The sequence below is a fragment of the Streptosporangium sp. G12 genome, assembly GCF_052983175.1.
Map to the genome: position 1 here is coordinate 26,852 of NZ_JBRIQO010000018.1, position 12,027 is coordinate 38,878.

8 protein-coding genes are annotated in these 12,027 nt (G+C 71.9%); 4 read left to right on the forward strand and 4 right to left on the reverse strand.

Going from position 1 to position 12,027, the window contains the following annotated elements; all coding sequences use genetic code 11:
• Window positions 1-20: 20 nt before the first annotated feature.
• Together ACVCAG_RS26315 and ACVCAG_RS26320 are read right to left on the reverse strand one after the other, a co-directional pair.
• The gene (locus ACVCAG_RS26315; RefSeq protein ID WP_440085481.1) at window positions 21-1,409 is read right to left on the reverse strand and encodes an ATP-binding protein; all 1,389 of its coding nucleotides are present in this window, start codon (window positions 1,407-1,409) and stop codon (window positions 21-23) included.
• 69 nt (window positions 1,410-1,478) lie between these two features.
• Window positions 1,479-1,892, reverse strand: a complete 414-nt coding sequence (locus tag ACVCAG_RS26320) for a hypothetical protein (RefSeq protein ID WP_440085482.1) — start codon at window positions 1,890-1,892, stop codon at window positions 1,479-1,481.
• Window positions 1,893-2,069: 177 nt separating this feature from the next.
• Between ACVCAG_RS26320 and ACVCAG_RS26325 the strand changes: the two genes are divergently transcribed.
• Genes ACVCAG_RS26325 through ACVCAG_RS26335 form a run of 3 tightly spaced genes read left to right on the forward strand, consistent with a single transcriptional unit; the run spans window position 2,070 to window position 6,744 of the window.
• Window positions 2,070-3,227 carry an ATP-grasp domain-containing protein gene (locus ACVCAG_RS26325; protein WP_440085483.1) on the forward strand — a complete coding sequence of 386 codons (1,158 nt, stop codon included), beginning with the start codon at window positions 2,070-2,072 and terminating at the stop codon, window positions 3,225-3,227.
• Entirely contained in the window at window positions 3,212-5,095 is a 1,884-nt protein-coding gene (locus ACVCAG_RS26330; protein ID WP_447190470.1) for an IucA/IucC family protein, read from the forward strand. Before ACVCAG_RS26325 ends, ACVCAG_RS26330 begins: the two co-directional genes overlap by 16 nt.
• Window positions 5,092-6,744: an IucA/IucC family protein gene (locus ACVCAG_RS26335; protein WP_440085485.1), complete on the forward strand. Its 1,653-nt coding sequence runs from the start codon at window positions 5,092-5,094 to the stop codon at window positions 6,742-6,744. Before ACVCAG_RS26330 ends, ACVCAG_RS26335 begins: the two co-directional genes overlap by 4 nt.
• Window positions 6,745-6,791: 47 nt before the next feature.
• Here ACVCAG_RS26335 and ACVCAG_RS26340 read toward each other — a convergent pair whose 3' ends face one another.
• Window positions 6,792-10,025 carry a penicillin acylase family protein gene (locus tag ACVCAG_RS26340; RefSeq protein ID WP_447190471.1) on the reverse strand — a complete coding sequence of 1,078 codons (3,234 nt, stop codon included), beginning with the start codon at window positions 10,023-10,025 and terminating at the stop codon, window positions 6,792-6,794.
• A gap of 307 nt (window positions 10,026-10,332) precedes the next feature.
• On the opposite strand from ACVCAG_RS26340, the gene ACVCAG_RS26345 reads away from it, so the two are divergent.
• A complete protein-coding gene (locus tag ACVCAG_RS26345; RefSeq protein ID WP_440085487.1) occupies window positions 10,333-11,136 on the forward strand; it encodes an SAM-dependent methyltransferase in 804 nt (267 codons plus the stop codon).
• Between the two features lie 51 nt (window positions 11,137-11,187).
• On the opposite strand, the gene ACVCAG_RS26350 is transcribed toward ACVCAG_RS26345, so the two are convergent.
• Window positions 11,188-12,024 carry a carbohydrate ABC transporter permease gene (locus ACVCAG_RS26350; RefSeq protein WP_447190472.1) on the reverse strand — a complete coding sequence of 279 codons (837 nt, stop codon included), beginning with the start codon at window positions 12,022-12,024 and terminating at the stop codon, window positions 11,188-11,190.
• Window positions 12,025-12,027: the final 3 nt, after the last annotated feature.

Here is a 12,027-nt window from a genome sequence, read left to right on the forward strand (position 1 = left end):
GTTCTCCTCGTACGGGGACATCAGTGCTCGTACGAGAGCGTCGCGGGGATCTCCTCGTACGGGAAGGAGATCAGGAAGAGCGCCCCGCCCTCGTCGGCCGCGCGGACCCGCGCGGTGCCCCGGTGCGCCTCGGCGATGGAGCGGACGATGGCGAGACCGAGCCCCGCGCCGTCGTGCGACCCGGTGCGGCCCGCGCCTCGGACGAAGCGGTTGAAGATCCGTTCGCGATCCTGGGCGGGCACGCCGGGACCGGTGTCGCGCACCCACAGTTCCACCCTGCCTTCCCGTACGGCGGAACCGACCGCGATCAGGTCGCCGGGACCGGTGTGCCGCACGGCGTTCGCCACGAGCTGGATCAGCGCCTGGGTGAGGCGCTGCCGGTCGGCCGTGACCTGTTCCTCGGCCACCTCGTCCACCCGCCAGCGACGCTCTCCCAGCGCGCGGGCCTTGGCCACGACCTCGACGGTGAGATCGGCGAGCTCGACCTCACCGAGGGTGAGGAAGCCCGGCTGCTCCGATCTGGCGAGCATGATCAGGTCGTCGACGATCCTGTTCATCCGCCCCAGCTCGTCGGTGACCAGGGCAAGGGTGGCGGCCCGCTCCTCGGGGTCGTCGCCCATGAGTTCGAGGTGGCCGCGGACGACCGTGATCGGGGTGCGCAGCTCGTGCCCGGCGTCGTCGAGGAAGTCGCGCTGCACGGCGAAGGCGCGTTCCAGCCGGTCGAGCATGTGGTTGAAGGTCGCGGCCAGCGCCGAGACGTCGTCGTCGCCGGAGACGGTGAGGCGCCGGCTGAGATCGCCGGAGCCGCCGATCCGCTCCGCCGTCCGGCGGACCAGCCGCACGGGGGCGAGGACCCTTCCCGCGACGAACCATCCGCCCGCCCCGGCCAGGAGGAGCGCCGCCAGCGCGGTGAGGCCGAGCACGCGGACCGCCTCGACGACCTCGCGGCGTTCGAGGTCGTAGAAGACGACGGCCACGAAGGCGCCCTCGACCTCGCCGTCGGCGATCACGGGTGCGACCGCCCAGCGGACGAGCCCGGCGGTGCTGGGGGCCCAGTCCCAGGTGGGTTCGGTCGCGGCGGCCATCCGCGCCACCAGCGCCCGGTCGGTGTCCAGCACGGCCGGGGGTTCCGCGTACGTACGCCAGCGGACCTTCCCGTCGAGGATCACGAAGAAGGTCTCGTGGCGATCGGGCGCGTTGACCTTCAGGTACTCCTGGAGCAGTTCCGGCGGGGAGGCGGTCGAGTTCTTCGCGTACCAGTGGAGTTTCTCCACCTCGTTGGCCAGTTCGGCGTTCACCCGGTCCTCGAGCCTGACCAGCAGGATGGTCCAGGTGGCGAACACCGAGACGCTCAGGGCGAGGGCGACGACCGCGAGCGTCCAACCCACGATGCGGGTCCGTGCGCTCACCGCCCGGCCGTCGCCTCTGCCGCCGCCGTTCCGGCCGTCACCGTCCCGGTCGCCGTCCCGGTCGCCGTCTCAGTCGTCGCCGTCATCGCCACCGCCGTCATCGCCGCCGTCGTCGTCTCCCCCGCCTCGTGGTGGCGGTGGGGGCTGCACCCGTTCGGCCCGCTCCCTTCCGGCCAGGCGGGACGCGCCGGGCTCGCCGGAGGTCGCGGGCCCCGGGGGCGTCCGGCCGTCCCGCGCCTCCTGGTCGCCGGGCGCCCCGGAGGCGTTCGAGGTTCCTGGGCCGGCCGGTGCCGTGGAGTCTCCGGAGGACCGCGGCTGCGCGGTGCCCGTCTCGGCCGTCTCCTCGGCCCGTTCCCCGTCGACCACGACGGCCTCTCCGAGGCTGCCCGGACTGCCTTGGACCAGCACCACGACCGCGAACATCGCGACCGCGGTGACGAGTATCCCGATCACCATGCTGACGGTTGACGTCCTGCGGCTCATGGCGTCCACGCTAGGCGCCGTCATGGGAGATCAGGCTGGGATGGAGATGAGAAGACTCTCATCATCGGACGACACGGACATGTACTGTCAATAGGCCGATCGCCTCCGCGTGCTGATCGGCCTCAGGCTAGGATCGCCGAGTTAGGTTAGCCTTGCCTGATATCGGGGGTCCCTGCATTGCGGCTGTACCTCACCGCGCTCAAGCCGACCGACTCGGTCACCGACGGCTTCCTCCCGGCGGCGCGCGCGCTCGGCTGTGAGGTCACGATCCTCACCGACCGCCCCGAGCGGTACCGCGACTCCGGGGCGGAGGTGCTCCGCTGCGACGTGCGCGACGCGCGGGCCGTGATCGACGCCGTCGCGCACCACCGCGTCCCGGACGCGATCTTCTCGAACTCCGACCACATCCAGGCGGAGACGGCGCTCGCCGCCTCCTACTTCGGTCTCCCCGGCAAGGACTGGCGGGCCTGCGTCGACACCAAGAACAAGGCGCTCACCCGGCGGCGACTGGCCGCCGCCGGAGTCGAGACCGTCCGTTCCGCGCGGCTGGCGCCGGCCGACCCACCGCCCGCCGGCATGCCGTTCCCCGCGGTCGTGAAGCCGCGCGAGGGTGTGGCCAGCGAGGACGTCGTGCTGGTCCGCGACGCGGGCGAGCTCGCGACGGCCGTCGCGGCCATCAGGGACAGGCGGCCGGGAGAGACGCTGGTCGTGGAGGAGTATCTCGACGGGCCGCTGCACACGATGGAGACGCTCGGCGACGGCGAGCGGATCAGGGTGCTCGGCGGTTTCCGCACCACCCTGGGACCGCTGCCGCACTTCGTGGAGGAAAGGCTCGACTGGGAGCCGCCTCCCGGCCGAGACCACGTGCTGCGGGCGCTGGAGGCGCTGCGGGTGGGGTTCGGGGCCTGCCACACCGAGTACGTGATGACCCCGGCCGGGCCGCGGATCGTCGAGGTCAACTACCGGGTGATCGGCGACCACTGCGACTTCCTGCTGGCGAGCATGCTGGACGCGCCCCTGTTCGAAATCGTTCTCAGGGTGCATCTCGGGGCCGAACCGAGGCTCCCCGACCGGGTGGGGGGACACGCGACCGCGCTGAGCCTGGTCGCCGACCGCCCGGGGACCGTGGTGAGGTCTCCCGGAACGATCGTCCCCGCGCCCGGCGATCCGGTCCGGATCTGGCACCGGCCGCTGCGCGCCGTGGGCGATCGGATCGACCTGAGCAACACCAACCGCGACTACATGGGCATCGTCCGCGCGATCGGCCCCGACCGGGCACGCGTGGACGCGGCCGTCGCGGCCTTCACCGCGGAGAACCCGTGGGTGATCGCATGAGCCGGGAGTCCACGGGCGACCGCGTGGACCGGGGTTCCACGGGCGACCGCGTGACCCGGGGAGCCGCGAGTGACCGCGTGAACGGCGCAGGCCCCGTGAGCGGGCGGGAACGATACCTCGCCACCCGGGTGCTGAACGCGCTCCTGCGCGAGGACTACGGCGGCCTGGCCGGGCGGGTGACCCGCAGCAAGGACGGCGTCGCGCTGGTCCTGCCCGGGGGCAGGCGGGTCCGGCTGACCCCCGGCTCGCTGTTCCAGGACTTCGTGGCGGCCCCGGAGGAGGCACTGCGCCTGGAAGAGGTCCTGAGCGCCCTGCGGGAGATCTCCGCTCCCGCCGACGCCGCCGGGGTCGAGTCGTTCGTCACGGAGTGCCGCGAGGCGCTGCGCGCCCTCGACCTTCACGACCTCCATCGCGAGGAGGTGCTCGCCAGGCTGGACGCCACCGTCGCCGCCGTACGCCCCGCCGCTCGCCCCGGCCTCACGCGTACACCGGACCAGGGCCAGGAAAGCGGGCATACGGCAGAAAGCGGAATCGGGCCTGCCGCGGGCGGCGGGAGCGAACGTGCGACGGGCGCGAGCGGGCGTGCGACGGGCGGCGGGAGCGGACGCGACGGCATGTGGTACGAGACGCTGGCCGCGTTCGTCGATCATCCCGTCTACCCGACGGCCCGGTGCCGGATCGGCCTGTCCGACGAGGATCTGACCGCGTACGCGCCGGAGTTCGCGCCCTCCTTCGAGCTGCGCTGGGCCGCGGTGCCGCGGGAGCGGCTCACCGGGGCGGAGCTGCCGGGGGCGCCCGGATTCCCCGCCGTCGGCCTGGCCGCGGAGCTCGCGGAGACCCACGTGCTGTTCCCCGTGCACCCGCTGACGGTCCCCGCGGTCGAGGAGATCCCGGGGACGGTCGTGGCCCCGCTGGCGCGCCTGGAGGTCAGGCCCACGCTGTCGATGCGCACGGTCGAGATCGCCCCGGGCACGCACCTGAAGCTGCCGCTGACCACCAGCACCCTCGGGCTGCGCAACCGGAGGTCCCTCAAACCGGACACGCTCGCCGACGGGGCGCGGGCCGAGCTGCTCCTGCGGGCCATGCCCGATCCGGAGGTGCTCCTGGCCGACGAGCAGACCTACGGGCACGCCGGGCACGAGTACCTGGGCTGGCTCCTGCGCCGCCACCCCGCGGGGGTGGTCGTCCCGGTCGCGGCGCTGACGGCGCCGCTGCCGGGGGGCGGGCTGGTCGTGGAGGAGCTCGCGGGAAGATGGTCCGGCGGGGACGTCGCCCGGCTGCTCGGCCGGTACCTGCGGGTGCTGTTCCGCTTCCACGTGCGGCTCTTCGTCAGGTACGGCACGGCGCTGGAGGCCCACCAGCAGAACCTCTCGCTGGTGTTCGGCGGCGGGGAGGCCACGGGTGACGGCGCCACGGGCGAGGGGGTCGTACGGCTGCTCGTCAAGGACAACGACGGCCTGCTGACCTCGCCCGACAGGCTGAGGGACGCGGGGCTCGCGGTGCCGGACCTCGCCGACGCGCGGATGTTCACCGACGACCCGCACGCGCTCGCCGACGTGTTCGTGACCATCACCCTGCACCTGGCCGCCGCCGCCGTGACGTTCGGCGCGCTGCCGCCGCCGACGGCCTTCGAGCTGGTCCGCGGCACGCTCGCCGAAGCGCTCGACGCGTACGGGGAGGATCCGATGGCCAGGCTGCTGCGGGCCAGGACCCTCGACGCGGCCCGGCTCGTCGGCAAATCGATGATCACCGCCGGAACCCTGGTGGACAAGGCGCGCACCGGTGCGCGGGACGTGAACAAGTTCTACGGCACGAGCGGGCCGAACTACCTCCGCCAGCCCACCCAGATCACGCAAAGGACGACATGACGAGCCTCGCCCTCGACTCACCCGCCGTCGCCATCGCCGAGGAGGCCTCGGTGTCGGCGCTGCTGCGCTGTTGCGTAAGGGAGATCGCGGGACCTCGCGGGCAGGTCGGGTACGAGGAACCGTACGTGCTGCTGCGCGTCGCGGGCACCCGCCTGCGGGCGCGTACGCACGGCGGGCTCGCGCTGCGCTTCGAAGGGCGGCCCGAGTGGCTGGAGAACGACTCCTGGCAGCCGCTCTCGGCGGACCTGCTCGTCCGGCTGGTGGAGGCCGAACTCGGCGAGGGTGAGGGCGAGGACGAGGGCAACGACGAGTTCGGCGCCCAGGTGGCCGCGAGCAGGGACGCCCTGGCGACGCTGATCGCGGCCCGGTGGGAGGTCCCGCCGCCCGCAGACCCGTGGCTGGCCTCGGAGCAGGCGCTGGTCTTCGGGCACCCGTTCCATCCCAGCCCGAAGGCACGCGGCGGCGAGGGCTGGCTGCGCTACGCGCCCGAGGCGCACGCGAGTTTCCCGCTGCGGCTGCTCGGGGTCAGGGACGACGTGCTGGCCGGGGCGGGTGACACCGGCGCGCTCGACGAGCTCGGCCAGGCGCCGCCCGGCTACTCGCTGCTGCCCGCGCACCCGTGGCAGCTGGAACTGCTCGCGGCGGACCTGGCCGCGCCGCTGGCCGACGGCCGTCTGGTCGACCTGGGCGACAGCTCCCGGACGGCGGTTCCCACGTCGTCGGTCCGCACGGTCTACGAGCCGCTGATCGACCGGTGCCTGAAGTTCAGCCTGGACGTGCGGATCACCAACTGCGTGCGGAAGAACTCCTGGTACGAGCTGGCGGGCGCGGTCGAGCTGAGCCGTCGCCTCGAACCGGTGTTCCTCGACCTGGCGGCCGCCTTCCCCGGCACCCGCTGGCTGCCGGAACCGGGCTACCGCTCCGCGGAGCTGGGCACCCGGCTGCTGGAAGGGCTCGGTGTGATCGTCCGGATGAGCCCGTGGTCGGTCTGCAGGCCGGGGGTGACCCCGCTGCTGAGCGGCGCGCTGGCCGCCGGGCGGCAGGGGGCCGGCGCGGTGCCGGGCGACGTGCCGGGTATGGCGGATCCGGCACCGGGCGGCGCGCCGACCATGGCCGGGTGGCCGGTGGCCGATCCGGTGCGCTGGTGGCGGGCATACGTGGAACGCGTGGCGCCGCCGGTGCTCGACGCCTACCTCGGCCACGGCGTGGTGCTGGAACCCCACCTGCAGAACGTCCTGATCGGCGTGGACGCGGAGGGGCTGCCCGTGGAGGCCGTCTTCCGCGACCTGGAGGGCACGAAGCTCGTCGCCGGGCGGCACGACCTGTCCGGGCTGCCCGGCCGGGTCGCCGAGGCGCTCACCTACGACGCTGCCTCCGGCTGGAACCGGGTGGTCTACTGCCTGATGGTCAACCACCTCGTCGAGATCGCCGCCTCCCTCGCGGGGACCCGGTCCACGCGGGAGCTGTGGGCGGTGGCCGGGGAGGTGCTGGCGGAGTACGCGGCGTCGCGCGGATGGCCCCGGCCGCTGTCGGACCTGCTGTCGGGGGCACCGCTGCCGGCCAAGGCCAACCTGTCGGTCCGGTGGGCGCGCTCGGCGGACCGCTCCGCGGGGTACGTGACGGTCGCCAACCCGCTGGCCACGGCCTGAGCGGCGGGGAGGGCGGCGACGGTCACCGCCCTCCCCCACCCTCTGTGTCAGCGGGGATAGACCTCCAGCTCGTAGAGGGAGTAGCCGTACGACGTGCCGCGCGTGACACCCTGCATGCGGACGTAGCGGGCACTGGTCGGGGTGAATCTCACGTTGTCCACCCCGCCGTTTCCGGCGGTGGTGGAGTGGACGGTGGTCCAGGTGGAGCCGTCGGCCGAGGTCTGGATCGAGTGCGCGGCCCCGTAGGCCGCCTCCCAGCGCAGCAGGACCCTGGAGACGGTCGTGGCCGCCCCGAGGTCGACCTGGAGATACTGGTTGTCGCTGGACGAGCTCGACCAGCGGGTGGTCGGGTCGCCGTCGACGGCCCTGCTCGCCGGGTGGAACAGCTGGGTGCTCGACGCCCTGGCGCTCCTGCCCTCCGCCACGTTGGCGATCGCCTCGCCCCGGTGGGCGGGGAACGACACGACCTGCTGGTAGGTCGGCCGGTTCTGCCAGGAGATCAGCGAGTGCGTGATCCCGCCGAGCGGTGAGTGCTCGATGGCGTCGGAGCACCACTGGTCGCCCGCCGAGCACACGTCGTCCGCCGGGTAGGTCGTGGTCGCGGGCTCGGCGAGCGCCGCCGCCAGGCTCTCCAGCAGCACGGTGCGGCAGCCGGCCACCGTGCCGTTCCCGCAGTACCTGGCGGGCAGCGGCCCGGAGACCGGGTCGCCGAGCACGCTCCTGACGTCCTTGCTCACGTAGCCCCACCAGCCGTACTGGAACGCCGACCCCTTGTGCGCCTGGGCCTCGTTCGCGGAGGTGGGCAGGGTGGACGGGTCGCCCTGCTGGTGGCCGGAGGGTGACTCGTTGATCTGGATGGCGTTGACCATCGACTGGTAGAGACCGTCACCCAGCCCGGGCCTGAACTGCGCGCGGACCAGCTTGGGCCACCACGCGTCGAACGCGCGGATCGCCTCGGCGTGGGCGTACGCCCTGCTGCCCTGCGAGGTCTCCAGCCTCCGCGAGCCCGCCGACGTCCAGGCCGACAGCTTGGCGACCGCCGAGGCGAGGGCCGGGTCGGTCACCGCCGCGCTGTCGATCACCCGGAGCAGGTCGGGCAGGACCTTCTTGCCGCGCAGGTCGGTCACGGCGGCGTCGGCCATGATCTTCGTGGTGCCCGCCCGGTCGAGCTTGCCGCCTCCCGACAGGGCCGCCTTGATCGGGGCGTCCAGCAGGTCGGCCCGGTGAACCGGCCCGAAGCTGAAGTTGCCGTCCGCGGCGCCGTAGTCCTTGGCCTGCTTGTTGTTCCAGCTGACGAAGTAGTCCTGGTTCACCGCCTGCGGGTGGGTGGCGGGGGCCGTGTAGGTCGCGGTGTTGGCGGCCGGGTCGAAGCCCGCCCACTCGTGGGCCGCGTCGGCCGTCATCGGCAGGTTCGGGTCGGACACCGCGGACCTGACCGGGGTGTTGCCCGACATGAAGTACGCCGAGTCCCTGGAGTTGACGTAGAACCAGTTGAACGCGAAGCCGATGGTGGAGGCCGAGTTCGTGAACGCCGCCGGGTCACCCATCTGGGCCGGGTCGTTGAACATCTGGAAGCCGATCGCCGAGTCGACCTCGTGATGGTACGTCGACCGCAGCGTGGTGAAGGCGGTGGGCTGCCCGCCGACGGTGCCGCGCCAGCTCACCAGGCCGTACTTCGTGCGCTGGACGACGAGGTCGTAGGAGCCTCGCGCGGTGGAGTCGGCCACGGTGGGCTTCCACGAGTTGGTCTTCCTCAGCGTCTCCATCTCCGTGCAGACGCCCCGGTAGATGTAGTGGTCGGACGCCGTGGTCACCGCGCCGCCGCCGGGCTCGCAGAGCTGGAGGGCGTAGGTGTCGGTGAGGTCCTGGCCGCTGGAGGTCGCGCTCCAGGCGTAGTCGGTGCCCCGGCCGAGCAGCACGTAGAGGTTGAGCCCGGCGAAGGCGGCGCCGCGCGCCCGGATGCCGGGTCCGGAGAGCTCCTGCAACATGAGCAGCTGGGGGGCGAAGTAGCCCGTCTGCGGGCCGAACACCGCGACCGGGTTCCCGGTCGCCGACTTGGCCGCCGAGACCACCACGGCGTTGGACATGCCGGGCTTGGAGTTGTCGACGAGCAGTCCGTCGAGCACGCCCTTCTGGGCCGATGCCGAAGCCGGGGAGGTGGCCGAGCCGGTCTCGTTCGCGGTGATGTCCACCGGCGCCGTCGACGGGTCGGGGAGGACGACCCCGGTGGCTCCGGCGGGCGCGTCGCCGAACGGGAAGCTCTGGCCGTTGTGCAGGGTGAGCGTCGTCTCCGGGTCGTTCTGCGCCCGGAACGCCGCCCAGACCTGGTCGCCGGCCGCGGTGCCGTACTTGGCGCGGGCCGCGACCCGCACCAGCGCGGACTGCATCTCCGCCCCGCCGCCGCCGCCGAACAGGCCGCCGATCACGCCGGAGATCGCGACGAGGTCGGTCATGGTGAAGTCCACGGGGCCGCCCGCGTTGGTGATCGCGTCGAGGTGCCCGGTCAGGACGTACTCGCCGGGGCAGTTGCGGTCCGCCATGCAGCGGTCGATGTAGGCGTTGACACCGGCGATGTAGTTCTGCACGTCGGTGTAGAGCTGCGCGCCCCGGGGGCCGGAGTCCCTGACCCTGTTGATCTGCGCCTGGAGGTCCGCCTCGGTGTAGGGGGAGTTGCGCCACGCGCTCTGCTCCAGCGCCCGGTTGCCCGGCGCGCCGCCGGCGAACGGGGTCAGCTCGCCGCGGCCCACGTGCCGCATCAGGTCCATCACCCACAGGCGGTCCTGCGCGCCCGCGTACCCGGCGCCGAACATCGTGCCCTCGCGGGTCGTCCCGGTGATGTGCGGGACACCGGTCGCCCTGTCGCGGACGATCGTCACGTCCGAGCGCGGGCTCGTGGTGCTCTCCACCTGTCCCGCGGGGACGCCGAACGAGGCGTCGTTGAAGAAGTCGGCGATCTGGTCGTTGGTCAGGCCGGTGTAGCCGGACAGGAGGTTCGCGTACCTGCCGAGCTGGTCGTCGCTGTGTCTCGGCTTGGTGCCCAGGGTCTGGTGGGCGAGGATCCCGGCCAGGGTGGCGTTGCCGTTCTGCCCCGGGGGCAGGATGTCGGAGCACTCGCCGAGGCAGTAGTCGTCGGGAGGGAGAACGGCCGCCGTGGTTTCAGACGCGGTTTCGGACACGGTTTCGGACGCGGCAGCGGATGCGGGCACGACGGGGGATGCCAACGCGAGGACCAGCGACAACCCGGAGGCCGCCATGATCACCCGCCGGAGACGTGCATGCATTAGGAGGGTCCCCTAAACATGAGGCGTACTCGGATGGTGAGAGGAACATACGTTCCGCCCAACACCGAATCAATGGCCGCTGTGATAATCGCCCGTACCACTTGTGACTCGTTGTCAGAGGGGTCGGTCGACCTCGGACGGCGAGGGTGTCGCATGCCATCCGCCGGGCGGGGCGAGGGTCGGCGGGGTCGATCTCCTCCGGCCGGGTGACGGCGAATCAGGGTGATGATCGCCTCATCTCGCTGCCAGAACGTGAAAGACTCTCTAAGATCAAACCCAGACAAAAGCTGGAAAGTCTGGAGAAACCGTGGATGATCAGGCTTCGCCGGCCGGGGTTGACCCGAGTGTGCCCAACGTCGCCCGGATGTACGACTACTACCTGGACGGCAAGGACAACTTCGCCGCCGACCGGGCCGCGGCCGAGCAGATCCTGAAGCTCTTCCCCGATACCCGCGACTCCGCGCGGGAGAACCGGGCGTTCCTCGCGCGTGCCGTACGCCATCTGGTCGAATCGGGTATCCGGCAGATCGTGGACCTGGGCTCCGGGCTGCCCACCCGGGGCAACACCCACGAGATCGCGCACGCGGTCGCGCCCGACACCCACGTGGTCTACGTGGACTACGACCCCGTCGTGTGCGCGCACAGCCGGGCGATCCTGGGGAAGGGCGACAACGTCACCGTCGTGCAGGCCGACGTGCGTGACCCGGAGACGCTGCTGGCCGAGCTGCGCGAACACGTCGACCTCGACCGGCCCGTGGCGTTCCTGCTGCTCGCCATCCTGCACTTCGTCCCGGACGAGAACCCCGACGGCGCGGGCGCGTACGAGATCATCCAGCGGCTGCGCGAGGCGAGCGCGCCGGACAGTCACCTCGTTCTCAGCCACGCGATCGACGCCAGCCCCGACAGCACGCCGGAGGCGCTGGAGGTCTACAAGCGGGCCACCGAGGCGCTGAGCCTGCGCACGCACGAGGAGATCGCCCGCTTCTTCGACGGCTACGAGCTGGCCGAGCCCGGTCTGGCGTTCCCCCAGGACTGGCGCCCCGTCGGCCCGCCCCTGATCGGTGAGCGGAACACCTCGATCGGCTACGTCGGGGTGGGCCGCAAGCTCTGACCGTCACGCTCTCCCGGCGCGTGACGTGCCGGGAGGACGGCACGGGTGGTGTCAGCCCTTGACCGCGCCCGAGGTCAGGCCCTCCACGATGTAGCGGCGCGCGAAGGAGAACAGCACGAGCGTCGGGATGACCGAGACCACCGTCGCGGCCGCCATCGGGCCCCAGTCGATGTCGTACTGCGTGATGAACGAGTTCATCGCGACCGGGATGGTCTTGGTCTCCTCGCTGTCGATGAAGGCGATCGCCAGGAAGAGCTCGTTCCAGCACTGCACGAAGCCGAAGATGAAGGTGGCGGCGATCCCGGGCAGCATGACGGGCACCACCACGCGCACCATCGCCGTCAGCCGTGAGCAGCCGTCGACCATGGCCGCCTCCTCGAGCGCCGCGGGGACCCGTTCGTAGAAGCCGCGCATGATGATCGTCGAGAACGGGACGAGCATCGCGACGTAGACGAGCATCAGCCCGCTCAGCCGGTTGAGCAGGTCGAACCCGGACATCATCAGGTACAGCGGGCCCAGCGCGATGAACAGCGGGATCATCTGGGTGACCAGGTAGGCGAGCATGAGCGCCCCGCGCCCCGGGAAGTGGAAGCGTGCCAGCACGTAGCCGCCCAGCATCCCGGTCGCGGTGACCACCGCGGCCGAGACCAGCGAGACGATCAGGCTGTTGCCGAGATACGTCCCGAACGAGGCGAAGGAGAAGAGCTCGCGGTAGTGGTCCAGCGTGGCGCTGCCGGGGAGATAGCGCAGCGGCACCGCGAAGATCTCCGAGGTGGGCTTCAGCGAGGTGATCAGGATCCAGTAGAGCGGGAAGACGGTGATCAGCAGCCAGACGCCGAGGACCACGGCCTTCGCGATCCGGGCGGGCAGCGGGGCCGGGCGGCTCACGGG